At 68.2% G+C, this 25494-nt stretch carries 24 protein-coding genes; 11 read left to right on the forward strand and 13 right to left on the reverse strand.

Annotation, left to right across the window (positions count from 1 at the left end; all coding sequences use genetic code 11):
* Both LCI23_RS10070 and LCI23_RS10075 read right to left on the reverse strand, forming a co-directional pair.
* Positions 1–973, reverse strand: a 973-nt coding sequence (locus tag LCI23_RS10070) for a CHASE domain-containing protein (protein WP_224946328.1), incomplete at its 3' end; no start/stop codon positions are given.
* Positions 974–1178: 205 nt separating this feature from the next.
* Positions 1179–2951, reverse strand: coding sequence for a glutamine--tRNA ligase/YqeY domain fusion protein (locus tag LCI23_RS10075; RefSeq protein ID WP_224946329.1), 1773 nt, complete (start codon positions 2949–2951; stop codon positions 1179–1181).
* A gap of 273 nt (positions 2952–3224) precedes the next feature.
* Here LCI23_RS10075 and LCI23_RS10080 point away from each other — a divergent pair, with 273 nt between their 5' ends.
* The 5 genes from LCI23_RS10080 to LCI23_RS10100 are packed head-to-tail and all read left to right on the forward strand — an operon-like array spanning position 3225 to position 6987.
* The gene (locus tag LCI23_RS10080; RefSeq protein WP_224946330.1) at positions 3225–3515 is read left to right on the forward strand and encodes a DnaJ domain-containing protein; all 291 of its coding nucleotides are present in this window, start codon (positions 3225–3227) and stop codon (positions 3513–3515) included.
* A gap of 51 nt (positions 3516–3566) precedes the next feature.
* Positions 3567–4079, forward strand: a complete 513-nt coding sequence (locus tag LCI23_RS10085; RefSeq protein WP_224946331.1) for a hypothetical protein — start codon at positions 3567–3569, stop codon at positions 4077–4079.
* Positions 4076–4873: a hypothetical protein gene (locus LCI23_RS10090; protein WP_224946332.1), complete on the forward strand. Its 798-nt coding sequence runs from the start codon at positions 4076–4078 to the stop codon at positions 4871–4873. The genes LCI23_RS10085 and LCI23_RS10090 overlap by 4 nt, the downstream gene beginning before the upstream one ends.
* A 17-nt stretch (positions 4874–4890) precedes the next feature.
* Positions 4891–5763 (forward strand): hypothetical protein, encoded by an 873-nt coding sequence (locus LCI23_RS10095; protein WP_224946333.1) that lies wholly within the window; start codon positions 4891–4893, stop codon positions 5761–5763.
* Between the two features lie 15 nt (positions 5764–5778).
* Positions 5779–6987, forward strand: coding sequence for an MFS transporter (locus LCI23_RS10100; protein ID WP_224946334.1), 1209 nt, complete (start codon positions 5779–5781; stop codon positions 6985–6987).
* Positions 6988–6989: 2 nt separating this feature from the next.
* On the opposite strand, the gene LCI23_RS10105 is transcribed toward LCI23_RS10100, so the two are convergent.
* Both LCI23_RS10105 and LCI23_RS10110 read right to left on the reverse strand, forming a co-directional pair.
* Complete coding sequence (locus tag LCI23_RS10105; RefSeq protein ID WP_224946335.1) at positions 6990–7532, reverse strand: DUF2812 domain-containing protein; 543 nt, start codon at positions 7530–7532, stop codon at positions 6990–6992.
* Positions 7529–7867 (reverse strand): PadR family transcriptional regulator, encoded by a 339-nt coding sequence (locus tag LCI23_RS10110; RefSeq protein WP_224946336.1) that lies wholly within the window; start codon positions 7865–7867, stop codon positions 7529–7531. Before LCI23_RS10110 ends, LCI23_RS10105 begins: the two co-directional genes overlap by 4 nt.
* A 245-nt stretch (positions 7868–8112) precedes the next feature.
* Here LCI23_RS10110 and LCI23_RS10115 point away from each other — a divergent pair, with 245 nt between their 5' ends.
* On the forward strand, positions 8113–8436 hold the full coding sequence (locus tag LCI23_RS10115; RefSeq protein WP_224946337.1) for a hypothetical protein: 324 nt from the start codon (positions 8113–8115) through the stop codon (positions 8434–8436).
* Position 8437: 1 nt separating this feature from the next.
* Here the strand turns inward: LCI23_RS10115 and LCI23_RS10120 are convergent, their stop codons facing one another.
* Genes LCI23_RS10120 through LCI23_RS10145 form a run of 6 tightly spaced genes read right to left on the reverse strand, consistent with a single transcriptional unit; the run spans position 8438 to position 13165 of the window.
* A complete protein-coding gene (locus LCI23_RS10120; RefSeq protein WP_224946338.1) occupies positions 8438–9685 on the reverse strand; it encodes a CaiB/BaiF CoA-transferase family protein in 1248 nt (415 codons plus the stop codon).
* Between the two features lie 45 nt (positions 9686–9730).
* On the reverse strand, positions 9731–10090 hold the full coding sequence (gene speD, locus LCI23_RS10125) for an adenosylmethionine decarboxylase (protein WP_224946339.1): 360 nt from the start codon (positions 10088–10090) through the stop codon (positions 9731–9733).
* Positions 10087–10248 carry a hypothetical protein gene (locus LCI23_RS10130; RefSeq protein WP_224946340.1) on the reverse strand — a complete coding sequence of 54 codons (162 nt, stop codon included), beginning with the start codon at positions 10246–10248 and terminating at the stop codon, positions 10087–10089. The genes speD and LCI23_RS10130 overlap by 4 nt, the downstream gene beginning before the upstream one ends.
* A 10-nt stretch (positions 10249–10258) precedes the next feature.
* The gene (locus LCI23_RS10135) at positions 10259–11710 is read right to left on the reverse strand and encodes a DUF4178 domain-containing protein (protein WP_224946341.1); all 1452 of its coding nucleotides are present in this window, start codon (positions 11708–11710) and stop codon (positions 10259–10261) included.
* Entirely contained in the window at positions 11710–12750 is a 1041-nt protein-coding gene (locus LCI23_RS10140) for an SPFH domain-containing protein (RefSeq protein ID WP_224946342.1), read from the reverse strand. The genes LCI23_RS10135 and LCI23_RS10140 overlap by 1 nt, the downstream gene beginning before the upstream one ends.
* Before the next feature lie 28 nt (positions 12751–12778).
* On the reverse strand, positions 12779–13165 hold the full coding sequence (locus LCI23_RS10145; RefSeq protein WP_224946343.1) for a DUF350 domain-containing protein: 387 nt from the start codon (positions 13163–13165) through the stop codon (positions 12779–12781).
* Positions 13166–13238: 73 nt separating this feature from the next.
* Here LCI23_RS10145 and LCI23_RS10150 point away from each other — a divergent pair, with 73 nt between their 5' ends.
* The 3 genes from LCI23_RS10150 (at position 13239) to LCI23_RS10160 (ending at position 17685) form a co-directional block, all read left to right on the forward strand.
* Positions 13239–14750, forward strand: coding sequence for a polyamine aminopropyltransferase (locus LCI23_RS10150; protein ID WP_224946344.1), 1512 nt, complete (start codon positions 13239–13241; stop codon positions 14748–14750).
* Entirely contained in the window at positions 14750–16351 is a 1602-nt protein-coding gene (locus LCI23_RS10155) for an NAD(P)/FAD-dependent oxidoreductase (RefSeq protein ID WP_224946345.1), read from the forward strand. Before LCI23_RS10150 ends, LCI23_RS10155 begins: the two co-directional genes overlap by 1 nt.
* Before the next feature lie 86 nt (positions 16352–16437).
* Positions 16438–17685, forward strand: a complete 1248-nt coding sequence (locus LCI23_RS10160) for a b-glycosidase (protein ID WP_224946346.1) — start codon at positions 16438–16440, stop codon at positions 17683–17685.
* Between the two features lie 27 nt (positions 17686–17712).
* Here the strand turns inward: LCI23_RS10160 and LCI23_RS10165 are convergent, their stop codons facing one another.
* The 3 genes from LCI23_RS10165 to LCI23_RS10175 all read right to left on the reverse strand — a co-directional run bounded on the left by LCI23_RS10165 (position 17713) and on the right by LCI23_RS10175 (position 22764).
* Positions 17713–19470, reverse strand: a complete 1758-nt coding sequence (locus tag LCI23_RS10165) for a cation:proton antiporter (RefSeq protein WP_224946347.1) — start codon at positions 19468–19470, stop codon at positions 17713–17715.
* A 62-nt stretch (positions 19471–19532) separates the two neighbouring features.
* Positions 19533–20258 carry an alpha/beta hydrolase gene (locus LCI23_RS10170; protein ID WP_224946348.1) on the reverse strand — a complete coding sequence of 242 codons (726 nt, stop codon included), beginning with the start codon at positions 20256–20258 and terminating at the stop codon, positions 19533–19535.
* 187 nt (positions 20259–20445) lie between these two features.
* Positions 20446–22764: a family 1 glycosylhydrolase gene (locus LCI23_RS10175; protein ID WP_224946349.1), complete on the reverse strand. Its 2319-nt coding sequence runs from the start codon at positions 22762–22764 to the stop codon at positions 20446–20448.
* Between the two features lie 300 nt (positions 22765–23064).
* Between LCI23_RS10175 and trpS the strand changes: the two genes are divergently transcribed.
* On the forward strand, positions 23065–24105 hold the full coding sequence (gene trpS / locus LCI23_RS10180; protein ID WP_224946350.1) for a tryptophan--tRNA ligase: 1041 nt from the start codon (positions 23065–23067) through the stop codon (positions 24103–24105).
* Positions 24106–24234: 129 nt separating this feature from the next.
* Entirely contained in the window at positions 24235–25284 is a 1050-nt protein-coding gene (locus LCI23_RS10185) for a zinc ribbon domain-containing protein (protein WP_224946351.1), read from the forward strand.
* The last annotated feature ends 210 nt before the right edge of the window (positions 25285–25494 follow it).

Raw genomic sequence — 25494 nt, forward strand, 5'->3', positions numbered from 1 at the left:
GCGCACTGCGCTCGATGCTGAAGTCGGCGCGCCATTCGCGCTGGTTGAAGCGCACCGGCAGGCTGGCGTGCAGCACCCCGTCGCCATCGCTTGCCGGCGCCGCCGCCGGTGGCGCGGTGCCCGCCTGGCTATCGTACAGGGTCGCGCTGGGCGGCGCTTCTCCTGGTGCGTGCGGTATCGCGTCCAGGTCCCTGAGCACCAGGCGTACGCCCTTGACCGGGAACTCGTCGAGCACGCCGCCTACCATCTGGGCAACCCCGAAGCCGATGCCCGCGGTACCGATGAAAGCGGCGCGGCGCTGCTCCACGGTGTCGATCGGCATGCCGCTGCGGTAGACCGGCAGGCGCATTGCCAGGTGGTAGGGATTCGGCCCCGGCTCCATGCTGAGCCGGTTACCCGAGGCCGCGATGCTGTTGCTGTCGCGCGCGGCAGCATGGATACGGCGGACATGGGGTAGCCGTTCGAGGTCCTTGCCGAGCTTGGAGAGGGCCTGCCGGCTGGCTGGTTCGATATAGGTAATGATCGAGTAGCTGTCGCGGCCGGGTACCGGCGCCAGGCGCTGCGCTGGTTCGGGCATGCCGTGCTGGCGCAGCCGGCGCCGGATGTCGGCGTCGATTGCCGGCAATTCGGCGGCACCTACGGTGTGTGCGAAATTGATGACTGACATGCCGGGAAAGTTGCGCGGCGTGTCGAGCTGCTCGACATACTGGCGAAAATCCTCCGCGCTGGCGTCCGCATTGGCGTGGAACAGCCCGGCCGTCCCGCGCAACACGTCCGTATAGCTCTTGATGCGCGCATCGATGGTGTGCTGGGCGGCGCGCGCCATGCCGCGAAAGCGCGCCTCGGCATCGCTGTCGATGGCCTTGGCGGTGGCCAGGTAGAGCGCCGCGCCGACCGCGAGGGACAAGAGCAGTCCTGCCAGCATCGTCGCCGGCGCCACGAGCGGATGATGGGAAGGAGAAGGGAAATGCATGGACCGTAATCTCGCTTGCGCAGTGGAAGCGTTTCTTGCACGCTTAAAACACTGATACGCTAAGCGTGTTTACGATAGGAGGGTCCTATCAGAGCTGATAGGTTTTGTTGCTACACAACGAAACCCGGGCACGGGTCTGGAAAACGACCCGCCAAAGGAAAGAGGGCAGGCCGCCGGCCTGCCCTCGCGCCTGGGACGAGGCGAATTACTTGCCCCAGCTATCCTTCAGCGTGGTCACGCGGTTGAACACGGGCTTGCCCGGGGTCGAGTCCACGCGGTCGGCCACGAAGTAGCCGTGGCGCTCGAACTGGAAGCGCTGATCGGCCATGGCGTCCTTCATGCCCGGCTCCAGGTAGGCCTTGACGGTCTCGAGCGCGTTGGGATTCAGGGCGGCCTTGAAGTCCTTGCCGCCGGCATCCGGCTGCGGTTCCGTGAACAGGCGGTCGTACAGGCGCACCTCGGCCTCGAGCGCGGTGGCGGCGCTGACCCAGGTGATGTTGCCCTTGACCTTGTAGTTGTCGGCGCCCGGCGTGCCCGACTTCGAATCCTCGAAGTACTTCACGTGCACCGCCGTGACCTTGCCATTTTCGTCCTTGTCGTAGCCGGTGCATTCGACCACGAAGCCGTACTTCAGGCGCACGCGCGCACCCGGCTGGTCGCCCACGGGCGGAGTGAAGCGGTGATAGCCCTTGGTCGGGGTTTCCATGAAGTCTTCCTGCTCGATCCACAGCTCGCGCGTGAACGGGAAGGTCCGCACGCCCATTTCCGGATGGTGCGGGTGGACCGGCGAAGAGCACTCGCTGGAGGCGCCTTCCGGGAAGTTGTCGACGATGAGCTTCAGCGGACGCAGCACGGCGATCGCGCGCGGCGCCTTCGGGTCGAGGTCGTCGCGCAGCGCGCCTTCCAGCGTGCTCATGTCGATCCAGCCGTCGGCCTTGGACACGCCGATGCGCTCGCAGAACAGCTGGATCGATTCGGGCGTGTAGCCGCGGCGGCGCAGGCCGACGATGGTCGGCATGCGCGGATCGTCCCAGCCGGTAACCACGCCGGTATCGACCAGCTCGCGCAGCTTGCGCTTGGAGGTCACCACATAAGTCAGGTTCAGGCGCGCCATCTCGTACTGGCGCGGCACCGGGCGCGGGAAGAAGCCGCCGTCGGCTAAGGTAGCGACCAGCCAGTCGTACATCGGGCGGTGGTCCTGGAACTCGAGCGTGCAGATCGAATGGGTGATCGACTCCAGCGCATCCGAGATCGGGTGCGTGTAGTCGTACATCGGGTAGATGCACCAGGCGTCGCCGGTGCGGTGGTGGTGCGCATGGCGGATGCGGTACAGGGCCGGATCGCGGTTCGTCATGTTCGGCGAGGACATCGCGTCTTCGCTCATCTTGGCGCGCAGGATGTGTTCGCCGTCCTTGTACTTGCCGGCTTTCATGTCGCGGAACAGCTGCAGCGATTCTTCCACCGGGCGGTTGCGGAAGGGCGAGTTGGTGCCCGGCGTGCTGAAATTGCCGCGGTTCTTCGCCATTTCTTCGGGGCTCTGGCTGTCCACGTAGGCCTTGCCTTCGCGGATCAGGTACTCGGCCATCTCGTACAGCTTGTCGAAATAGTCGCTGGCGTAGTGCAGGTATTCGCCGTCGCCGTATTCCCAGCTAAAGCCGAGCCACTTCACGGAATCCATGATGGTGTCGACGTATTCCTGGTCTTCCTTTTCCGGATTGGTGTCGTCGAAGCGCAGGTGGCAGCGGCCCCCGTAGTCGCGCGCCAGGCCGAAGTTCAGGCAGATCGACTTGGCGTGGCCCACGTGCAGGTAGCCGTTCGGCTCCGGCGGGAAGCGGGTGATCACGGGCGGCATGCCTGGGCGCGCGTGGGTGCCTGCCGCCAGGTCGTTGTCGATGATGGTGCGCAGGAAGTTGGGGGAAGGCGTCGCAGCCGGCGCCATCCTGGCGTTGGCCGCCGGGTGATTCTTCTCGTTGCTCATGAAAAGGAGTGTTGAATGGGAAATTGCGGCCATTTTACCGTAAGCCCGGGGCTGGCCGTCCCGGTATGTGGTGGAGCGCACGGTAAGCCTCGCTTGGTAGACACATACTGTGGGCAACAGCGGTCGTTCGCAAGGTCCGGCCACGTCCGTCGTATCGGATCGGAAGCTGGCGACACGCTGGGCAAGCTGCCCTCATATAGTGGATAATCTCGTTTTTGCCGTTTCGCGTTTGCCGTGCGGCCAGCATGTGCGGCCTTTGCCGGGAGAATTTCTTTGGAAAACTTATACGCGATCCTGGGCGTCGCCCCGAATGCCAGCGACGACGAGATCAAGAAGGTCTACCGTTCGCTGGCGATGCGCTATCACCCGGACCGCAATGGGGCGCCGGGCGCCGAAGCGCGCTTCAAGGCCGTGACCAAGGCCTATGAAGTCCTGTCCGATCCGGTCCGGCGCGCCGAGTACAACCAGAGCGTCAACCACCGTATCGTGCTCGACGCCGAGGCCGAGGCCTTCGAGCTGTGGCGCTCGCTGTTCGCGCTGCATGGCGTGAACGTGCAGGCATGACGCTGGCGGCCGGTGGCCGGCGCGCCCAATCATGAATCAACAGGACACATAATGAAAAACGTACATCCGGAATTCTCGTTCCAGTCGCGCGAACTGGAAGGTCAGATCGAGGGCACGCTGGGCGATCCACCCAACCGCAAGAACTACGACATGATGGTCGGCGCGCTGGTGTCGGAATACGCCAGCGGCTCGGGCCTGGACGACGTCAACCTGATGGCCTTCGCCCTGGTTGACTGCATCCGCTTCAAGGATCCGAAAGGCTTGATGCGCGAGGCCGCCGACTACGAGGGCGGCGACACGGCGCGCGTGTTCGCGATGGCCGAGTGCGAAGGCGAGCAGGGCAGCGCCATGTACGCCGCGATGACCGCCAACCACCCCGAACTGGCGCGCCAGGCGATCATCACCGCCTTCCTGTACAAGAACCAGGCGCGCTGGGAAGACGAAGACCGTTCGCTCGACCGCCTCGGCGAGGGCGACGACGGCGACGAGGACGAGGACATCGACGGCACTGCCGCCAGCGACGACTTCACCCAGCTGTTCGATCCGGAAGGAGAGCGCGAATGAGCGACCAGGAATCCAGCGACGCCGGCAAGGCCAATCTTCCGGCCCTGACCAGGCAGGTCAGCGAACTGGTGCTGGCCGGCTCGCTCGAGCACGCCGAGGAGGCGTTCTCGCAGGCGGCCGACGAGCACGGCGACTACGCGGTGGTCGAAGTACTGTCGACCCTGCCACCCCAGGTCACGGCCCTGCACCTGTCCGGCTTCGACGGCGCCAAGACCTCGCTGGCCACCATGCTGGTGCCGCCCAAGGCCTGGGCCGACAGCCTGGCCTACATCGCGGCCACCTGGCCCGACAACCTGATCGAGGACGATCCGGAACGCATCGCCGAGAACCTGTTCAACCACGTGCACGGCATCGTCTACGCCAACGACGACGAAGAGCGCCGCATCGAGCTGCTGCAGGAAGCCTCGGCCACCGACCACGGCGCCACCGTGTTCGCCATCCTGTGGTCGCTGGCGCCGAAGGAAATCCTGGAGCTGGCCGGCGAGATCCTGTCCAAGGGCCGCTACGTGACGGCCCAGACCAGCGGCGACAGCGATATCGCGCCGCTGGCGGTCGACCTGGCCAAGGCCAGCGAGGACGGCTGGGAGCGTTCGCTGCTCGAACTGTTCCCGGAATTCCGCCACAGCGCCGAGATGGCCGACGTCGCGCTGCCGGACGATCCCGACGAGGAGTCGCCCTTCATGCAGCGCAGCACGCGCGAACTGCTGTACCGCCTGCGCAAGCAGGTGCCGTCGGTGCGCAGCATGCCGCGCCGCGGCGCCCGCCGCAGCCTGGGCACGGACATCTTCTCGTGAGCGGGACGCAAGGATCCATGCTGCCCGCGATCGTCATCGAGAAGCTGCCGCGCCTGGTGCGTGCCATCAAGCTGCTGCCGGAGGAAGCCTCGGCCGAGGAAGCCGCGGTGCTGGCCGACGAACTGGCCGGCATCACCGCGATGGTGGCCGAGAAGTTCACCAACGACCGCACCGCGGAAGGCATCGGGCGCGCGCTGCTGCTGACCGTGGGCGGGGTCTCGCTCGGCCTCGAGCACCTGCTCGACACCGACGACGACCTCGACGCGCTCGACCTCTTGATCGAGGAGGGCCCCGAGCTGGTGTTCCAGCAGGGCTTTCGCCTGGTGAAGGAGCTGGCCGCGCTGCCCGAGGACAGCCTGGTGGGCGAGTACGACCTCGATCCGGTGTATTCCCAGCGGCGCCTGAAGGAACTGTTCATCGACCTGTGCACGGCCGACCCGGGCGAGAGCTGGACCGGCTACGAGCGCTACGTCGGCCAGCTCAGGCAGCGCCAGGGCGTGCAGGCGATCGTGCGCGCGGCCCAGTGGCTGCGCCGCCACCACTACGAGGGCCCGATCATTGACCCGGACCTGAACGCCGAAGGAGTGATCGCGCTGGCGATCATTTTCGCGGTCGAGGGCGGCGGGCGCATCACCGCGCGCACCGGCCAGAAGGAGTTCGAGCGCCTGGTGAAATCGGTACGCAAGAACAAGCCGGACTTCGAGGCCGGCTGGGCCGCGCTGATGGAAAACATCCCGGCGGCGCACCAGCCCATCATCGCCGAGCGCATCGACACCTACCGCCAGCACTGCACGGTGCTGCAGCACATCGGTACCCGCGCCAGCATGACGCAGCTGTTTACCGAGCTGGAAAACTACGCAGGCTCCGAGCTCGATCCGGACCTGCCCTGAGCCAGGCCCGCCACCATGGACGCCGAATGCGGCCGGATCGTGGCGGGAACCCGGGCTTTTCGCCGCATCAACCGCGCCATGGCCTTCGGTGGCTTCTCGGTCTTCGCGCTGCTCTACTGCGTCCAGCCGCTGATGCCGCTGCTGGCGCGCGATTTCCATCTCACGCCTGCCCAATCCAGCCTGGCCTTGTCGGTATCGACCGCCACGCTCGCCGTGGCGCTGCTCGCTTCCGGCAGCGTGGCCCAGCGCATCGGCCGCAAGCCGCTGATGGTGGCGTCGATGGCGGGCGGCGCGCTGCTCACCCTGTTGTGCGCTTTCGCCGTCGACTACGCCCAGCTGGTCGGCGCGCGTGCGCTGCTCGGCCTGGTGCTGGGCGGCCTGCCGGCGGTGGCGATGGCCTATCTCGGCGAAGAGGTCGAGGGCGCTTCGCTCGGCCAGGCCATGGGGATGTACATCGGCGGCAGCGCCTTTGGCGGCATGAGCGGGCGCGTGCTGTCCTCGGTGATCAGCGATGTCGTCTCATGGCGCATCGCGCTCGGGCTGCTGGGCGCGGCCGGGCTGTACGCGGCCTGGGAGTTCTCGCGCAGCCTGCCGCCTTCGCGCCATGGCGAGACCAGGCGGGCGCGGGGGCCGGGCTTTCTCGATGGACTGCGCATCCACCTGGCGGACGAAGGCCTGCCCTGGCTGTTCGTACTGCCTTTCCTGCTGATGGGCTGTTTCGTGAGCCTGTACAACTACATCAGCTATCGTTTGCTGGCGCCGCCGTTCGGCCTGAGCCAGAGCGCGGTGGGCGCGGTGTCGCTGCTCTACCTGCTGGGCATGTTCAGCTCGATGTGGGCGGGCAAGCTGGCCGACCGGCTGGGCCGGCGCAAGGTGCTGTGGCTGTTCATGGGCGTGATGATCGTGGGCCTGCTGGTGACGCTGCACGATTCGGTCGCCGCCACCGTACTCGGCACTGGCCTGGCCACCTTCGGTTTCTTCGCCTCGCATTCGGTGACCAGCAGCTGGGTCGGGCGGCGTGCCCGGCCACCCCAGGCGCTGGCCTCGGGCATCTACCTGTTCTGCTACTACCTCGGCTCGAGCGTGGTGGGCTGGTTCACCGGCCATGTGTGGGAACAGTGGGCCTGGCCGGGCGTGGTGGTCGTGCTCGGTGCCTTGCTCGGGGTGGCCATGCTGATCTCCCTGCGGCTGCGCCGGCTGGCGCCGGCGGCCCCTGGTCCCTAGCCTCAGCCCGGCAGGGGGCTGCCGAGCTTGCGGATACGCAGCATCAGCTGCAGGATGGTGTAAGGCATGATCAGCGCGTACAGGACCAGGGCGATACACAGCGGCACCAGGAAGGGCAGGGACAGCTGCTCGAGGGCGCGCTGCTTGTCCGTCAGGATCAGCATGACGAACAGGGGCATGGCGCTGGCCACGAATGCGGCAAGCCGGTACCTGAATTGCCGGGCTTTCGAAGCATTGTCGCTGAACAGTTCCGGCGCCCTTCCGGCGACGGCCGGGGTGCGCCAGTAATGCCAGCCGACGGTCGTGGCAGCCAGGTTCCAGCCGGCATCGTGCATGAGCTGCCGGAAGGCCGGATCCTGGCTGCCATGCGGGAAGTCGACCCGGTATACGACGTCGGCCGGCTCGCCGAGGCGGAACGTCCAGAAGCAGAAGGGATTCACCTTCACCAGGTGCAGGCCCTGCTGCGCCATGGCGCGCAGCCAGGCTTCCTGCTGCTCGTCCTGGTGCGCCCAGAAAAATTTGAAGACCGTCTTCGTTCCGTTCACGCCGCTTCTCCTGCATTCAGATGTGAAAGTGCAAACTGCCCGTTGCGCACCATGACGGCCAGGCGTCGTACCTGCTCGGCCAGTACCAGCTGTCCCTTGTCCGTCAAGCCGTAGGTCTTGCGCCGCTCGACTTCGCTGAGCTTCTCGATCAGCCCCTGCTTCTCCAGCGCGGCAAATGCGCCGTAAAGCGTTCCGGGCCCGATAACGACGTTGCCCTCGCTCATCGCTTCGACTTTCTGCATGAGCGCGTAGCCATGCAGCGGTTCGCGCAGCGCGGCCAGCACGTAGAAGGTGGCCTCCGATAGCGGCAGGAATTTCGCATAGTTGATGTCCACTCCAGCTCCTGGTTGTATATCGTGATCCAGTATATCGTGTCCCGACATATCGGATGTCGCTATACTAGCAGCGATGGATTCCACGTCAACACATTTTCCGCGCGGAATAGAAATTTATCCGGCCCGCATGGGCACGAAGGCAGGAAAGACGCGCGCACACCTGAAGTGCGCGCTTGATATCCCTGGTGAGAGGACTAAAGTACGTGGTCCGAGCGGGTTTACCGCCTTACTTTGAGGAGCGCATCATGTTGCAAGCTGCCGAAATCCAGCAACGTTTCAGCCAGATCCAGCAAACGATCAACCAGGCCGAAGAAGTTACCCGGAACGACCAGGGCGCACCGAGTGACATCCGCGACTGCATCCAGAAGATCGCCCACGAAATGCCGGAAGCCCAGCGCGTCATGCAGTCGAATGACCCGATGCGGATGGCCGCGTGCATCGACCGGCTGGAAGAGATGGGCGACGAGGCCAAGCGCATGTGCCGCAGTCAGCAGCCGTCGCCGCAGGTCGCGTCGGTGGTGACGCGGGTGCATGATGTCCTGTCGGACCTCAAGCACCAGATGCATTGAACTAGACCACGCCCTTGCCGCGCAAGGCGGCAATCTCCGCCTCGCCCAGGCCCAGCACATCGTGCAGCACTTCAGTGGTGTGCTGGCCCAGCAGGGGCGGGGCCTTGTCGCTGGTGGCCGGCGTGGCCGACATCCGGATCGGATTGCGCACCAGTGTGACCTTGCCGGCGGTCGGATGCGGGAGTTCGATCGCGACTTCGCGCGCCCGCACCTGCTCGTTGGCAAACACTTCGCCGATGTCGTTGATCGGCCCGCAAGGCACGCCGACCGACTCCAGCAGGGCGATCCACGCATCGCGCTTCTTCTCCCTGACCATTTCCGCCAGGATCGGCACCAGGAGGTCGCGGTTCTGCACGCGCAGCGGATTGGTGGCGAAGCGCGGGTCGCTGCCCAGCTCCGGCCGGCCACCCGCTTCGACGAACTTGCGGTACTGGCCGTCGTTGCCGGTGGCGACGATGATGTGCCCGTCCGCGCAGGCGAAGGTCTGGTAGGGCACGATGTTGGCATGGGCATTGCCCCAGCGCCTGGGCGGCTTGCCGCTGTTGAGGTAGTTGCTGCCCATGTTCGCCAGCATCGCCACCTGCGTGTCGAGCAGGGCCATGTCGATGTGCTGGCCCTGGCCCGTGCGGTCGCGGTGGGTGAGCGCGGCCAGCACGGCCACGGTGGCGTACATGCCGGTCATCAGGTCGGTCAGGGCCACGCCGGCCTTCTGCGGGCCCCCGCCCGGCAGGTCGTCGCGCTCGCCGGTGACCGACATCAGGCCGCCCATGCCCTGGATCAGGAAGTCATAGCCGGCGCGGTGCGCATACGGCCCGTCCTGGCCGAAGCCGGTGATCGAGCAGTACACCAGGTCGGGCTTGATCGCCTTCAGGCTGTCGTAGTCCAGGCGGTAGCGCTTCAGGTGGCCGACCTTGAAGTTCTCCAGCACCACGTCGCAGTGCTTCACCAGTTCGTGCAGCAGGGCCTGGCCCTCGCTGCTGGCGATATCGACCGTCACCGAGCGCTTGCCGCGGTTGGCCGCCAGGTAGTAGGCGGCTTCGCCCGTGTCCTGGCCCTCGGCATCGCGCGCATAGGGCGGACCCCAGGCGCGGGTGTCGTCGCCGCTGCCGGGACGTTCGATCTTGATCACGTCGGCACCGAGGTCGGCCAGGTTCTGCGCGCACCAGGGTCCGGCCAGCACGCGCGACAGGTCGAGCACGCGGATGTGGCCGAGCGCCTTCGGCGCGGAAGGAGTAGGGACTTGCGTCATGTGGTTCCTGCGGATGGTCGGGAGATGAGCGGGACAAGCCCCCGATTATAGCTGCCCGCGCGCAATGGTCTGCACCGTGCGCGTGGCGGGCCTGAATGCGGCCTCGATCAGCTCCAGCGCGCGCTCGGGCCGGGCCGCGCCGCACATGAAAATGTCGGCCGCGGCGAAGCCGTGTTCGGGCCAGGTGTGGATCGAGATGTGCGACTCGGCCAGTAGCAGCACCCCCGTCACGCCCTGGCCCGGACCGAAGCCGTGGAAGTGGCTGTGCAGGATGCAGGCGCCGGCCGCCAGCGCGGCCGCGCGCAGCAGCGTGTCGATCGCGTCGGCATCGGCCAGCAGCACGGCCTCGATGCCGCCCAGGTCGGCCAGCAGGTGGATCCCGGCGGGACGGTGCACACCGCTCATTTGTGGCTGCCGCCGCCGCTGTAGCCACCACCGCCGTAGCTGTGGGAGCGCCAGCTGTTGCCGCCGCCCTTGCTGACGGAGCCAAGCATGCTGCTCCAGGACAGGATGGTCGTGACCAGGGCCACCACGATGGCGTAGAGGAGGAATTTGGTTCTCATGGATGCACTGTCATTTGTCCGGTCCCAGCTTCAGGGGCAGGAACAGGACGACGATCCCGACCAGTACCCAGGCCAGCGTCGTGCCGAAATTGAAGATCAGCGGGATGGCGTTCAGGCCCACCATCCACAGCAGGGTTTTCCAGGCGATGTCGCGGTCCGTCATCGGCTGCTTTTCCGGTGTGGCCGGCTTGGACAGTCCAAACCACGCGCGCACCTGGTCATCGGCCACCGGCGTCGAACGCGACCAGCTCAGTTCCTCGGCCGTATGTTCAGCCGACAGACTGTTCTGGCCGTGCTCGTACTCGACCACCTGCACCGTGTCGCCGGCCGCCACGCGCCAGGTGAATGCCCCGGCCGCGGCCACCACGCGCGCCGGGTAGTCCCAGGTGCGCGTGTAGTCGGCGCCGGCGCAGCGCACCGTATGCGCGGACGGCAGGGGCGGCGCCGGCCAGTCGTCCAGCACGTCGGCGCGCGACCAGCCTTCGTCGGTCTCGACCAGCCAGAAGAAGGGGCCACGCGGCGCGTACATCAGGTATTCATTCCAGGCCTCGCCCTCGTCGTCCTCGCGCCGCATGGCGCCGAGCACGCGGTACTCCTGGCCGCTGATCTTCGCCGTCGCGCCCAGTTCCAGGGTGAAGGGCAGGCGCGCCACCTGTTCGCCCTTGCGCAGCACCTCGACCTTGGGCGAGGAAGCATCCACGCGCGCGCTGCAGGCAGGGCACACGCAGTTCGCCGCCAGGCCCGGGAGATAGCGGATCGCCGTCCCGCAGGACGGGCACGCCAGCGTGTCGACCTGGCCGCGGTAGCGCCCGGCGCTGGCCTTGATCTGTTCCTCGTCGCGCAGCAACTGGCAGCGCATCGCTTCCAGCGTCACCGCGCTGCCGGCGTAGAGCATTGGCGGGTCCGCGCGCGTGGCCGCGTCGGAATAGTCGAGCGTGGTGAAGCTGGGGCCGCGCCGGAAGTCGGCCACGCGCGCTTCCCAGCCCTGGCCCACCCGGAACGGCAGCTCGCCCTGGCCGCCGCTGCAGCGCGCGACGCGCTTGTCGGCCGCGACGAAGGGGCCGAATCCGATGTCGACCTGTTGCCCGATCCGGATCGCTTCGAAGGCCGGCCAGCCGGGCGCCAGCTCGCGCCGGGTGGTCATCACATACTGGCCGGCGGCCTCGCCCAGCCAGCCGTCGCCACCGTCGTCGAACAGGACGTACCACTCGTTCCACATGCCGGCATCGAAGCGCAGCTGGATGCGGCCGATGACGGTGAAGCCGCGGCCACCGTGGCTGCCGGCGGTGCCGAGCTGGATGCGCGAATAGTCTTCCAGCACCTCGGACATCTTGCCGAGGTCGCGCACCGCGCCCGCTTCCTTGAGCACGGTCGCGCGACAGTACTCGCACACCGCCACGACGGAGGCATGCGAGCGGAAGCCGACCGGCGCGCCGCAGGAAGGACAGTCGACGGTCTGCATCAGCCGATCAGTTTCTTCAGCAGCTCGGCCTTGGTGCTGTCATAGTCGCCCTGCGAGATCAGGCCCTTGTCCAGCAGGCCCTTGAGCTTGGACAGGCGGTCCTCGATCGACTCGGCGCCTGCGGGCACCGCCGGCGGCTGTGGTGGCGTTGCGGCGCCCGGCGCGAACGCCCCTTGCATGCCCTGCGCCATGGCCTGGCCGATGGCGATGCCGGCGCCGGCACCGGCGCCGATGCCGGCGATGCCGCCCTCGTTCTGGGCCGCCAGCGGGATGCTGCTGGCCACCTGGAACTGGGTGAAGCCGCCCATCTTGTCGGCGCCCAGGCTGGCCTTCATGCCGGCCGAGATGCGCTCGTCCAGCGCCGCCTGCAGTTCTTCCGGCAGGCTGACGCTGGCCACGTTGAACTCGTCCAGCCCGATGCCGTAGCGGCCGAAGGCCGTAGCCAGGTCGCCACGGATCTGCTGCGCCATCAGGGTCTGGTTGGCGGCCATGTCGAGGAAGGCGATTTTTGATGCGCCCAGCGAGTTGGCCATGGTGGCCAGCATCAGGCCGCGCAGCTGGTCCTCGACTTCCTCGCGGGTGTAGACGGCGCGGGTGCCGCTGATCTCGGTGAAGAACAGGCGCGGATCGGCGATGCGGTAGGAGTACATGCCAAAGGCGCGCACCCGGATCATGTCGAAGTCCTTGTCGCGGATCGTCACCGGCTGCGGGGTGCCCCACTTGCGTCCGGTCTGCACGCGCGTGGAAAAGAAATACACGTCCGACTTGAAGGGCGAGGCGAACAGCTTGTCCCAGTTCTTCAGGTTGGTCAGCAGCGGCAGAGTAGAAGTGGTCAGGCGGTGCGTGCCGGGGCCGAACACATCGGCCACCCGGCCCTCGTCGACGAACACGGCGACCTGCGATTCGCGCACCACCAGGGTGGCGCCGTTCTGGATTTCGAAGTCCTCCATCGGGTGGCGCCAGGCGAGAACCCCTTCGCCTTCCTCGTTCCACTGCAGGACGTCGAGAAACTGCTTCTTGATGAATGAGCCGAGCGACATGGTGCTTCCTCTTTATGCGGGTGGTGGATCAGGAGATGCTGCCGGCGTTGACCAGGCCGATCGACAGCGAAATGGCGCCGAGCAGGATGCCGAAGCCGATGTTGTTGTGTTCGATCTGGTCCTTCGACATGCGCAGCAGGCGGGTGGCGACCACGAACACCAGCACCTGGATCAGCATCGCCAGCGCCGCCCAGGCGCAGAACGCGACGTAGTCGGCGGTGTGCATCAGGGCCGAGGCGATGGTCACCGAGAAGCCGAGCAGGGTACCGCCCAGCGACAGCGCGGCGGCGCAGTTCCCCTGGCGGATCAGCAGGATTTCGTCATAGGGCGTGATCCGCGTGTACACCACAAAAAACGCCAGAACCAGCGCGATCGCCGTCGCAAGATGCAGCACATAGTTTAGGATGGCGGGCACAAGTTTCTCCAGAATAAATAATCGAGGTCGTCACACTGCGGCAGCACAGCGATCTTAGAACAAAAGTTGTTCAATGACCAAAAAAATTCTGATCCTGTCGGTGTTCGTCGTCGCCTCCTGCGGCCTGGCCTATGAACTGGTCGCCGGCGCCCTGTCCAGCTACCTGCTGGGCGACTCGGTGCTCCAGTTCTCCACCATCATCGGCTGCTACCTGTTCGCCATGGGCGTTGGCGCGCACTTCTCGAAGTACGTACGCGACGAGGACGTGCTGGGGCGTTTCATCGACATCGAACTGGCCGTCGGCCTGGTGGGCGGGATGTCGGCCGCCGTGCTGTTCATGACCTTCACCTGGATGGGCGCGCCCTTCCGCACGGTGCTCTACCTGACCGTGTTCCTGATCGGGATGATGGTGGGCATGGAGGTGCCGCTGGTGATGCGCGCGCTGAACGAGCGCCGCACCGGGTTCGCCGAGATCGTCAGCCGCGTGCTGACCTTCGACTATCTTGGCGCACTGGCCGTGTCGCTGCTGTTCCCGCTGGTGCTGGCGCCGCAACTGGGCCTGGTGCGCACCGGCTTCCTGTTCGGCATGCTCAACGTCGGCGTCGCGATGTGGACCCTGTACGTGTTCCGCGCCGAACTGGAGGCCCTGCGCGGGCGCGCGATCCGCGCCTGCGCGGTGCTGTTCACGCTGGTGCTCGGCTTCGGCCTGTCGGACCGCATGGTGGAGTGGGGCGAGCATGGCCTGTTCGGCGACGAGGTCGTGTATTCCACCACCACGCCCTACCAGCGCCTGGTGATCACGCGCTGGAAGGACGACCTGCGCCTGTACATCAACGGCAACCTGCAGTTCTCCTCGCGCGACGAATACCGCTACCACGAGGCGCTGGTGCATCCGGCGATGCAGTCGCTGCCCTGGGCGCGGCGGGTGCTGGTGCTGGGCGGCGGTGACGGGCTGGCCCTGCGCGAGGTGCTGCGCTATCCGCAGGTGGAGGAGGTGACCCTGGTCGATCTCGATCCGGCCATGACCGCGGCCTTTGCGACCCGCCCGGAACTGGTGAAGCTCAATGCCGGAGCATTGAACGACAAGCGGGTCAAGGTGGTGAACGCCGACGCCGGCATCTGGCTGCAAAAGGACGCCGGCATGTACGACGTGGCCATCGTCGACTTCCCCGATCCGTCCAGCTTCGCCCTCGGCAAGCTGTACTCGGTGCCGTTCTACGGCCTGCTGCGCAAGCACGTGGCGGCCCAGGGCCTGATCGTGGTGCAGTCGACCTCTCCGTTCTTCGCGCCGAACGCCTACTGGACCATCGAGGCGACCCTGCGCGAAGTGGGCCTGCGCACCTGGCCCTACCACCTGTACGTGCCGTCCTTCGGCGAGTGGGGCTTCGTGATGGCCTCGCCCGAGGGACGCTTCGCGCCGCCCGCCAGCTACCGCCTGCCGATGCGTTTCCTGGACGGCGCCAGCACCCGCGCCATGTTCGAGTTCCCGCCCGACATGCCGCGCCGGCCGATGGCGCCGAACCGGCTCGACTCCCAGTCGCTGGTGCGCGCTTTCGAGGAAGACTGGCGCCAGGTGATCCGCTGATGCAGCGCCGCTCGTTCGTGTTCACGGCGCTTGGCGCCGCCGGCGCCGCGCTGGCGGGCGGCGCCGGCTTCGCGCGCTGGCAGGAGATCGCGCCTTCGGTACATGCGCCGGGCCGCGACGAGGGGCATTACCTGCGCGACCGCGGCCGCCTGCCGCCGCCCGCGCAAGTGCTCGAAACCGATGTGCTGATCCTGGGTTCCGGCGTCGCCGGCCTGAGCGCGGCCTGGCAGCTCGGCAAGCTGGGCCACCAGGACTACCTGCTGCTGGACGGCCCCGAAGCCTTCGGCAACGCCGCCGGCGGCCGCTACGGCGAGCTGGCCTGCCCGACGGGCGCGCACTACCTGCCGCTGCCGGGGCCGGAGTCCGGCCACGTGCGCGCCATGCTGGCCGACCTCGGCATCCTGCTGCGCGGCGCCGACCAGGCGCGTCCCGCCTACGACGAGCGCTTCATCCTGCACGGCCCGCAGGAGCGCCTGCTGCGCGACGGCGCCTGGCACGAAGGCCTGGTACCGGCCGATGCGCGCGACGCCGCCGAACACCGGCGCTTCTTCGCTGCGATGGCGCGCCTGCGCCACGAGCGCGGTGCGGATGGCCGGCGCGCCTTCGCCTTCCCGCTGGTGCTGGCTTCCAGCGATCCGGCCTGGCGCGCGCTCGACCGCGTCAGCTTCGCGCACTGGCTGGACCGGGAGGGCTACCGTTCACCGACGCTGCGCTGGTACCTCGACTACTGCTGCCGCGACGACTATGGCGCCGGCACCGGACGCGTCTCGGCCTGGGCCGGCATCCATTATTTTGCCGGGCGCTGGGGCCAGGCCGCGAACGCGGACGAGAACGCGCTGCTGACCTGGCCCGGCGGCCTGGCGCCGCTGGCCGAAGCCCTTGCCGCGCGCGCGGGAGCGCGCCGGCGCGCCGGCACCGCAGCCTCGGTGCGCGTCGTGGACGGCAGGGCCGAGGCGCTGTGCTTCACGCTGGAAGGCGGGCAGGCGCGCAGCTTCCTGGTGCGCGCGCGCCGCGCGATCATCGCCATGCCGCTGTTCGTCGCCAGCCGCGTGGTGGAGGGCATCCAGGCCTACGGCTTCGATCCGCGCCAGCACCTGCCGGAGTACGCGCCCTGGATGGTGACGAACTTCCTGATGCGCGACTTCCCGCGCGAGCTGCCCGACGCCCAGCTGGCCTGGGACAATGTCGTGTACGGGGGGCGCGGACTGGGCTACGTGGTGTCCACGCACCAGGACATCCGCTCGCGGCCGCCCGACAAGACCGTGTTCACCGCCTACACGGCGCTGTCGGAACGTACCCCGCAGGAAGCGCGCCGCTGGCTGCAGTCGGCCCGCCCGGAAGCCCTGCTGGAACTGGCCGCCAGCGACCTGGAACAGGCCTATGGCTGGGCCTTCGCGCCCTGCGTGGAGCGGGCCGACATCACGCTGCGCGCGCACGCGATGGCGGTGCCGCGGCCGGGGTTTCTCGCCAATGCCGGCCTGGCGGCCCTGCGCGAGGCGGCCGGTCCGGTCCTGTTCGCGCATGCCGACCTGTCCGGCCTGTCGGTGTTCGAGGAAGCCGCCTGGTGGGGGTGCCGGGCGGCGCGGCGCGCGCTGGCCTGAAGGCGAGTCGTGCACGGCGTTCGGCGCAGCCGTGGCATGCTGGGCGCCTGGCCCGGATGACCGGGCAGGCAAGGCAAGGAGGGCGCATGGCACGGCATCCCGGGATCTTCCCGACTTTCTTTCTGTCCGGCTTCGAGTGTTCCAACTTCCTCTGGGGCGAGGACTGCGTGCGGCGCAACCTGGTGGCCGAGACGGCGCACGACCGCCATGCCGCGGCCGACTACCAGATGCTGGCGCGGCTCGGCATCGCCGTCGCGCGCGAAGGCATTCCCTGGCCGCTGGTGGACCGTGCCGGCCAGTGCGATTTTTCGCTCATCGATCCCTACATCGCGGCGATGAACGCGGCGCAGGTGCTGCCGGTGTGGGACCTGTGCCACTACGGCTATCCGGACGACCTCGATCCGTTCTCGGACGCTTTCGTGGCGCGCTTCGCGGCCTACTGCCGCGCCGCCGCCGGCTACGTGCTGCCGCGGGTGCGCGGGCCGCATTTCTTCACGCCGGTCAACGAGATCACCTTCTTTTCCTATTGCGCCGGCGAATGGGGCTGGGCCGCGCCCTACCGCCGCAGCCGCGCGGAACGCATGCGCCTGCGGGTGGCGCTGTGCCGCGCCGCGATCGCCGGCGCGCGGGCGATCCGGGAAGTCGATCCGCAGGCGCGCCTGGTCCACATCGACCCGCTGGTGCGGGTGGTGGCGCCGCGCGACCGTCCGGACCAGGCCGAGGCCGCCCGCCATGAGACCGAGGCCGATACCTTCCTGGCCTGGGACATCATCGCCGGGCGCGCGCATCCGGAATGCGGCGGCGCGCCCGAACTGCTGGACATCGTCGGCGCCAACGTCTATTCCTTTGGCCAGATGGAGTACCGCGAGAGCGGACCGCATGCGCCGCTGCCGCCCGGCGACGAACGCATCGCGCCGCTGTGCGACATGCTCGGCACGGTCTGGGAGCGCTACCGGCGGCCGATGATCATCGGCGAGACCAGCGGCCTGGGACACGGCCGCGCCGACTGGCTGCGCGACGTGATGGGCGAATCGCTGGCGGCGGTGCGGCGCGGCATGGACCTGCAGGGCATCTGCCTGTTCCCGGCGGTCGACATGCCGGACTGGCATACCGGGGAGTGGGTCAAGAACGGCATCTGCGACCTGGCCGAACAGGACGGCGACCTGAAACGGGTGCCGCACCAGCCCTATGTCGACGAGCTGCGGCGCTGGCAGAAAGCGCTGAACCGCGTCACCGAGCTGGACGCCGACCCTTTCAGCGATCCGGTCGAGCTGCAGGACGTGGTCGATGCCGCGCACCGGCTCGATGCGCAGCCGGACAAGGACTGGCACTGAGGGGCGCGCCGCGCCCGGCGCCCGTGCTCAGGGGGTGTGTCCAGGCGCCAGCAGCTTGGCGTTGACCAGCTCGCGCTCATGGTCGACGATGCCATCCACGGTGCGTTCGTCCAGGCCCATCGCTTCCAGCACGAAGGCCGACAGTTGCAGGCTCGCTTCGAGCGTCTCGGGTACCACCACGCTGGCGCCGGCCAGGCGCAGCGCGCGCGCGTCCTTCTCGTCGCGCGAGCGCACGAACAGGCGCACGTGCGGGAAGTCGCGCCGGATGCTGCGCACCGCCCGCATGGCCGAGGCAGGGTGGTCCATGGTCAGCACAATGGCCGGCGCCTCGTCGGCATGGACATGGTGCAGCAGTTCCGGACGCGCGGCATTGCCGAAGTAGACCGGCTTGCCTTCGGCATGCAGCCTGGACACCAGCTTGGCGTCGCATTCGAAGGCGATGAAGGGGATGTTCTGCTCGCCCAGCAGCTTGGCCAGCTGCTGTCCAACGCGTCCGAAACCGGCGATGATGATGCGGCCGCGTGCCGATGCCAGCGCCCCGTCGTCGGGTGCCTGCTGCTGGTCGCGGGTGCGCTCGTGGCGCTGGCCGATGGCGCGGCCCAGGCGCGCCAGCACCGGGGTGAGGAACAGCGACAGGCCGACCACCAGCATGACGCGCGCGCCCAGCGCCGGCTCCAGCACCTGCACGCTCATCGCGTAGCCGATCGCGACGAACACGAATTCCCCGCCCTGGCCCAGCAACAGGCCGCCCTCGAGCGCGCGGCTCCATGGGTGGCCGCCGACGCGCATCACGGCCGCCACCACCAGCGCCTTGAGCAGCACCAGGCCGGCCACCAGCCCGGCCAGCAGCAGCGGTGCCTCGAGCATCTGGCGGGTGTCGATGCTCATCCCGACGCTCATGAAGAACAGGCCCATGAGCAGGCCCTTGAACGGCTCGATCACCAGCTCGACCTCGTGCTTGAACTCGGTCTCGGCCAGCACCACGCCGGTGAGCAGGGCGCCCAGCGCCATCGACAGGCCGGCGCTGGCTGCCAGGCCGGCGATGCCGAAGGTGCAGAGCAGGATCAGCGCCATGAAGACGTCCGGCTGGCGGTGGTCGGCAAATACGCGGAACAGCTTGTGGACGACGCGCCCGCCGACCAGGTAGATCAGGCCGATGGCAAGCGCGGCCTTGCCCAGCGTGAGCACGGCCAGCAGCGCGACATCGTCGCCGCCGCCCTTGCCGCCGAGGGCGCCGATCAGGAGCAGGATCGGCACCACGGCCAGGTCCTGCAGCATCAGGATGGCGAAGGCCGCCTGGCCGAGCGGGCTGCCGGTGGCCCGCTGCTGGGCGAGCAGCTGCATCACCACCGCGGTGGACGACAAGGACAGCACCAGTCCGACGATCAGGGCGCTGCGGGTGTCGAGCCCGGAGGCGAGCAGCAGGCCGCCGCCGAGCAGGAGGGCGCTGGCCAGCACCTGCACGGTGCCGGCCCCGAACACCCAGCGCCGCAGCGCCCACAGGCGCGCGGCCGAGAGCTCGAGGCCGATCATGAACATCAGGAACAGTACGCCGATCTCGGCCAGTGCCGCCGTGCCCTGGTCGCGTGGCAGGGCAAGGAAAGCCAGCCAGGGCACATCGTCCGCCAGCAGGGCCAGTCCGAAGGGACCGACCAGGGTGCCGACGGCCAGAAAGCCGACCACCTGGTTGATGCGCAGGCGCTGCAGGATCGGAATCAGGATGCCCGACAGGACCAGGAACAGGAGGATCTCCCGCAGGAAGGGAAAGGCGTGTTGCTCTTGCACGGTATCGACGAAGAAGTGGTGGCTGGGCCGGATTGTAACGTGGAAGGAGGCGGTCCCCGGCGCTAACTGGCAGGTGCGGGGGCGCAGGCATAGGCCGGCTGGCGCGCCGGCGCGAGGAAAGTCTCGAGGATGGCGAGGATCGTTTCCTTGAGCCGGGCGCTGCCTTCGTCCTGCATGTCGTTGTGGCGCGCGCCTTCGATGCGCACGATGCAGCTGCCATGGCGGCGCTGTTCGGCTTCGTCCGGCAGCACGCCCGGGTCGGCGACGGTGTCGCTGGCGCGGATCGACAGCACACGGATGCCGTCGGCGCGCGGCAGGGCGACGCGCCGGTTGTCGAGGCTGACCAGGGCCGACACGCGACCCGGGTAATCGGCGGCGAACTGGGCCGAACTGTCACCGCCGAGCGAATGGCCGACCAGCAGCACGCGCCGCCAGTCGAAGCGCCGGTCGCGGGCCGCCCCTTCGGCGAGCAGGGCGGCGATGCCGCGCGCGGTGGCGCGGGCGATTGCCTGTACCTGGGGCGTGATCGGCGCGCCGCGGTCGATCGTGGCGCCGCCGGCGCTGTCGCGCAGGGCCAGGACCAGGTAGCCCATGCCGTTCAGTTGGCGGGTCAGGAAGCCGTAGTCGGTCCCGGCCAGTCCGTAGCCGGGACTGAGCACGGCGACCGGGCAGGGCGCGGCCACGCTGCAGGCTCCGATGCCGGCCGGCAGGTGGGTGTCCGCCGGGATGGCTGCCAGCGCGGGCGGCAGCGTGAACAGGAGAAGGAGCAGGGCGGACAGGCGGCGCATGGGATCCTGGTCGATGTGGATGGTCGCCTGGGGGCGGGATGGCGCAGTGTAGGGTCTTCTCGTACTCGAGGCAAGATCGGGGGGCGTGGTCAGCTCAACGCGCGGCCGGAGCCAACCGCCCTACCGTTTCGCCTGGCGGAACAATGCCCCTCACATTGTTCCGCCTCGTGAAACAGGCCTGGGTGATTCAGCAGTTCCTGGCCTGCACCGCGTCCAGCGGGGTTTCTTCCTGCTGGCGGTGGCCGCTGGCCAGCGGCTGGCGGCTCTCGGCGGTGTGCTGGAGTTCCACGATTTCCGGATCGTCCAGGTTGCGCAGTTCCAGGTAGCGGTCCAGCGCCTGGTCCAGGCGCGGCAGCAGGATGCCGCGCTCGCTGCCCAGGGCGCAGTAGCGCGGCCGCGCGGCCGGGTAGTCGATGGCGCGCGCTTCCAGCCGGCTGGCGTCGATGCCGGCCCGTCCGGCCGCCTTCAGCGCCAGCTCGGCCCAGGTGAGTTCGCCCCCATTCGACAGGTGCCAGATGCCGGCCTCGCGGTCGATCGCCAGGTCGAGGCAGGCGTGCACCAGGTCGGGCACGTAGGTGGCGGTGATGGTGAGGTCGTTCGAGGCCGCGAACGGCTCGCCGCGCTCGAGCGCGCCCAGCGCCAGGGTGACGAAGTTGTAGGCGTCCCATGGGCCGAAGAAGGCGCTGGTGCGCACCACCAGCGCGTCCGGGTTCGCGTCCAGTACCGCCACCTCGGCCTCGGCCTTGCTGCGCCCGTAGACGTTGAGCGGCGCCACCGGGTCGGATTCGACGTAGGGACGGTCCTGCCTGCCGTCGAACACCAGGTCGCTGGAGAAGGTGGTCAGGTGGATGCCGTGGCGCGCGCAGGCGGCGGCCAGGATCGCGGGGCCGGACGTGTTCTCGCGCAGGCAGCGCGCGGCGTCCCCCTCGGCCTCGTCCACGCGCACGTAGCCGCAGGTGTTGATCACGGCCCAGGGCTGGTACTGGGCCAGGGCGCGCTCGACCGAGGCGGCGTCGGCGATGTCCATCTCCTGGCGCGACAGCAGGCGGTAGGACAGGTTGCGCCGGCGGCAGACGCGGGCGAAGGCGCGGCCGAGGGTGCCGGTGGCGCCCAGGATCAGGATCGGCGCCGCCTGCGTGCCCACCAGGCGCGCACCGTCGGCCGCGATCGAGGTCAGGGCGGCCGGGGTGGCCACCGGCGGGTGGCACAGGAAGCGCCCCGGACGGCGCCACCAGCCCTGGCCGCGCAGTACCGGGTGCGACAGCGGGGCGCCCAGCGAGAGTTCCTTCATCATGCGTGCCAGCGCGGTCGGGCGCGGGGTGGGCGAGCGCACGTCGAACGGGCCCGGCTCGTAGTAGCCGCGGTTCTGGGTGACCAGGCTGTTCCAGTCGAAGGAACCGAGCAGCGACCACACGGTGACGGCGCGCACGTCGATCCCGTTGCGCTGCGACTGCTGGGCCGCCTGCCAGATCTCGAGCAGCCAGCGCAGCTGGTCTTCGCGGTTGGCATCGATGTGGGCCTCGGTGATGGCCAGCGGGATGCCGTAGCGGTCCCAGATCTCGGACAGCAGCGGGGCGATGCCCGGGGTCGGCGTGGCCAGCACGCGCGAGGCCTCAATGTCGGCGCAGGGAATGCCGTCGGCCACGCCGCGGTGGTGTTCCGGGAAGCGTTCGGGACGGTGGTCGAGCCAGCGCTCGGACGTCACGTAGTAGTTGACGCCGATGATGTCGGGCGGGCAGGGGTTGTCGCGGAACCACAGGAATTCTTCGGCCGCGATGCCGGTCTTGAGCAGGTAATCCCACAGGGCGTGCCCTTCGTCGACCATGCCGCACAGCAGGTCCCAGGCCAGCCAGCGGCGCTCGTTGTAGAACTCGGCCACGTGGCCCAGTTCCGGGGTGCCGTAGGTCTTGCCGAGGTCGTCGGTCTGGACCAGCTTCGCCTGCGGGTTGACGGCGCGGATGGCGCGCATTGACAGCACCACCGCGCGGCACTGGTTCAGCAGGGCCTGGACGAAGCTGCGGTCGTCGCGGCCGTGCGGGTACCACACCCCGTACAGGCCGGCGAAGCGGGCGGTGGTGCAGGGTTCGTTGACCGGGGTGTAGTAGGTGATCCAGGGATAGCGCGCGGCCACCGCGCCGGCGTAGGCGGCCAGTTGTTCGGCGAAGCCGGGGTCGAGCAGGCTGGTGTGGCGTGGGCCGCTGCCATGGTGCACCAGGCCGGCGATCGGGGTGATGCCGGCGTCGCGCAGGGCCTGCAGGCGTTCGTCGGGCCAGGACCAGTCGGCCCCGTCGATGCCCTCGGGGGCGGTACGTTCCCACAGCACGGGATAGCGGATGGCGCGGATGCCGGTGGCGGCGAAACGCCCGATGTCGCAGGCGCGTCCGGCATGGCCGTTACGGTCCAGCTGGCTGAAATACTCGTCGCGGACACGGTTGACCGTGCATTCGAGGCCGCCCCACAGTTCCAGTGGGGGGCGTTGGCTGTTCGTGCTCTTTTGTGGATTCATCACTCACCATATTAGTTTTATAACAACAAAATCCCCGCAACGCAGCCTCCCAGGCGTAAAAGTGTCGAAAGGGGGGCTGGCCAGCGGGCCATGGGACGGGAAGCGGTTGACAGCGGCGCGCCAACCTGCAACCATGCAGTCCATGAATTTTCCGAAAGCACATCAATTTTTGCTGACCTGGTGGCGCCGCTCCTGACGCGCGGCCCCAGGAATGATTTGCATTTCGATTAACGCCGCCTCGATCCAGGTGGCGTTTTCATATCCAGCGCAGGAGGATCGGGGCACAGACAAGGAAACCCTATGAGCTCCCCCACCCCTGCTACCGCAACTTCTCCTTCCATGCCGGTCATCCTCACCGGAGACCGTCCGACCGGTCCGCTGCACCTCGGCCACTTCGTGGGCAGCCTGCGCAACCGCGTCGCCTACCAGGACAGCTACCGCCAGTTCGTCATGCTGGCCGATGCCCAGGCGCTGACCGACAACATGGATGACATCGGGAAGGTACACCGAAACGTGGTCGAAGTGGCGCTCGATTACCTCGCCTGCGGCATCGATCCGGCCCGCACGACCATCCTGATCCAGTCGCAGATCCCGGAACTGACCGAGCTCACCTTCTATTACCTGAACCTGGTGACGGTGGCGCGCCTCGAGCGCAACCCGACCGTGAAGCAGGAAATCATCCTGCGCGGCTTCGAGCGCGACATCCCGGCCGGCTTCCTGACCTACCCGGCCAGCCAGGCCGCCGACATCACCGCCTTCAAGGCCACCGTGGTGCCGGTGGGCGAAGACCAGATCCCGATGATCGAGCAGTGCAACGAGATCGTGCGCCGCTTCAACCGCACCTACAGCCCCGATCACGACATTCTGCTCGAGTGCAAGGCGATCGTGCCGGAAGTGGGCCGCCTGCCCGGCATCGACGGCCGCGCCAAGATGAGCAAGTCGCTCGGCAACACCATCAACCTGGGCGCCAGCGCCGACGAGATCCGCGCCGCCGTCAAGCAGGTCTATACCGACCCGCTGCACCTGAAGGTGTCCGACCCCGGCCACCTGGAAGGCAACGTGGCCTTCATCTACCTCGACGCCTTCGACCAGGACAAGGAAGGCCTGGCCGAGATGAAGGCCCATTACGTGCGCGGCGGCCTGGGCGACAGCGTGGTCAAGAAGCGCCTGGAAGGCATCCTGCAGGACCTGCTGGCGCCGATCCGCGCGCGCCGCGAGGAGTTCGCCAAGGACCGCGGCCAGGTGCTGCAGATCCTGAAGGAGGGCACCATGAAGGCGCGCGAGGTGGCGGCCCAGACCACCGACGAAGTGAAGAAGGCGCTGGGGCTGTCCTACTTCTGACGGGCCGGGCCCGCGCCGGGTAGCGCGCGCCGCTACCCGGTGGTGCAGGGCGCGTGTTCTTGTGCGCGCTGCTGGAATGCAATTTCCTTTCGTGGCAAGCTGCCTCTTCCATCGACATGGGAGGACAACATGGGCAAGGGCTTGCGCTTCACCGAAAAATGGCTCCAGCGGGCCTTGTGGCTGGTCGCGTTCGCGTTTGCGGCCTTCCTGGTCGGCCTGGGCAGCGCCGTCATCGGCAACCTGGGCGACGTCGAGCCGGAACTCACGCTCGAGCAGTTCATGGACCCGGCCCAGGTGGCGCGCCTGCGCAGCGAGCAGACCGAGGCCAAGGAAAGGCATGCCGCCGCCGGCCTGGCATTCGAGCAGGCCAGCCACAAGCACGAGGTGGCACAGGCGAATACCCGCACCGCGCGCGAGACCCTGGATAACTGGCTCGCCACCCGGCGCGCCACCGCGCGCCCCGACCAGGACCCCGAATTGATCGGGCGCACCCGCGCGCTCGATGCGCTGGAAGCGCAGGAACGCGCGGCGCTCGCCGCGGTGCAGGCCCAGCAGCAGATCCTGCTCGACGCCGACCAGGCCCAGCGCAAGGCCGACGCGCGCTGGGAGGCGCTGGAAGCGCCCGCGCGCGCCGCCGTCCTCGAGGCCCAGCGTGCGCTGGAGCTGCGCGTCTTCCTGTACCGCCTGGCCCTGACCCTGCCCTTGCTGGCGGTGGCCGGCTGGCTGTTCGCACGCAAGCGCAAGAGCACCTACTGGCCGTTCGCCTGGGGCTTCATCTTCTTCGCCCTGTTCGCCTTCTTCTTCGAGCTGGTGCCCTACCTGCCCAGCTATGGCGGCTATGTGCGCAACCTGGTCGGCATCGCCGTCACGGTGCTGGCGGGACGCTATGCGATCCAGTCGCTGCAGCGCTACCTCGCGCGCCAGAAGGAAGCCGAGGCGCTGCCGGACGCGCAGCGCCGCCAGACCCTGCGCTACGACACGGTACAGGCCCGGCTGGGCAAGGGCGTGTGCCCGGGCTGCGAGCGTCCGCTCGACCTGAAGGACGCCAGCCTCGACTTCTGCCCCCACTGCGGCATCGGCCTGTTCGACCGCTGCGGCTGCTGCAACAGCCGCAAGAACGCCTTCGCCCGCTTCTGCTTCTCGTGCGGGACGGCGGCGAATACGGCGCTGGCGGATTGACGAGGGATGTGTAGGGTGGGCGGCTCCACCGGGAAACGCGGATTATCCGCAGCGTTCGCGCCGCCCACGCGGTAGTGTCCTTGGCGGTCCCGTTCTCGTGCCGGATGATCTTGCGGCATTTGATCACCGCGTGGGCGGCGCACAGGACGGCAGTCGTTCTAGTTGCCAGGTGCAGCCGCCCACCCTACGGGAACGGCCCGTAGTAGCAGT

This window comes from Massilia sp. MS-15, assembly GCF_020176695.1.
GTDB lineage: Bacteria > Pseudomonadota > Gammaproteobacteria > Burkholderiales > Burkholderiaceae_D > Telluria > Telluria hydrophila.

What these genes read in the sequence shown, in the direction of transcription:
- LCI23_RS10160 (WP_224946346.1), top strand. Translation starts at nt 16,438, where the DNA reads ATGGCACGGCATCCCGGGATCTTCCCGACTTTCTTTCTGTCCGGCTTC.
- LCI23_RS10135 (WP_224946341.1), bottom strand. Translation starts at nt 11,710, where the DNA reads ATGCAGACCGTCGACTGTCCTTCCTGCGGCGCGCCGGTCGGCTTCCGC.
- LCI23_RS10150 (WP_224946344.1), top strand. Translation starts at nt 13,239, where the DNA reads ATGACCAAAAAAATTCTGATCCTGTCGGTGTTCGTCGTCGCCTCCTGC.
- LCI23_RS10090 (WP_224946332.1), top strand. Translation starts at nt 4,076, where the DNA reads ATGAGCGACCAGGAATCCAGCGACGCCGGCAAGGCCAATCTTCCGGCC.
- LCI23_RS10085 (WP_224946331.1), top strand. Translation starts at nt 3,567, where the DNA reads ATGAAAAACGTACATCCGGAATTCTCGTTCCAGTCGCGCGAACTGGAA.
- trpS (WP_224946350.1), top strand. Translation starts at nt 23,065, where the DNA reads ATGAGCTCCCCCACCCCTGCTACCGCAACTTCTCCTTCCATGCCGGTC.
- LCI23_RS10170 (WP_224946348.1), bottom strand. Translation starts at nt 20,258, where the DNA reads ATGCGCCGCCTGTCCGCCCTGCTCCTTCTCCTGTTCACGCTGCCGCCC.
- LCI23_RS10130 (WP_224946340.1), bottom strand. Translation starts at nt 10,248, where the DNA reads ATGAGAACCAAATTCCTCCTCTACGCCATCGTGGTGGCCCTGGTCACG.
- LCI23_RS10120 (WP_224946338.1), bottom strand. Translation starts at nt 9,685, where the DNA reads ATGACGCAAGTCCCTACTCCTTCCGCGCCGAAGGCGCTCGGCCACATC.
- LCI23_RS10075 (WP_224946329.1), bottom strand. Translation starts at nt 2,951, where the DNA reads ATGAGCAACGAGAAGAATCACCCGGCGGCCAACGCCAGGATGGCGCCG.
- LCI23_RS10175 (WP_224946349.1), bottom strand. Translation starts at nt 22,764, where the DNA reads ATGAATCCACAAAAGAGCACGAACAGCCAACGCCCCCCACTGGAACTG.
- LCI23_RS10115 (WP_224946337.1), top strand. Translation starts at nt 8,113, where the DNA reads ATGTTGCAAGCTGCCGAAATCCAGCAACGTTTCAGCCAGATCCAGCAA.
- speD (WP_224946339.1), bottom strand. Translation starts at nt 10,090, where the DNA reads ATGAGCGGTGTGCACCGTCCCGCCGGGATCCACCTGCTGGCCGACCTG.
- LCI23_RS10140 (WP_224946342.1), bottom strand. Translation starts at nt 12,750, where the DNA reads ATGTCGCTCGGCTCATTCATCAAGAAGCAGTTTCTCGACGTCCTGCAG.
- LCI23_RS10095 (WP_224946333.1), top strand. Translation starts at nt 4,891, where the DNA reads ATGCTGCCCGCGATCGTCATCGAGAAGCTGCCGCGCCTGGTGCGTGCC.
- LCI23_RS10155 (WP_224946345.1), top strand. Translation starts at nt 14,750, where the DNA reads ATGCAGCGCCGCTCGTTCGTGTTCACGGCGCTTGGCGCCGCCGGCGCC.
- LCI23_RS10185 (WP_224946351.1), top strand. Translation starts at nt 24,235, where the DNA reads ATGGGCAAGGGCTTGCGCTTCACCGAAAAATGGCTCCAGCGGGCCTTG.
- LCI23_RS10100 (WP_224946334.1), top strand. Translation starts at nt 5,779, where the DNA reads ATGGACGCCGAATGCGGCCGGATCGTGGCGGGAACCCGGGCTTTTCGC.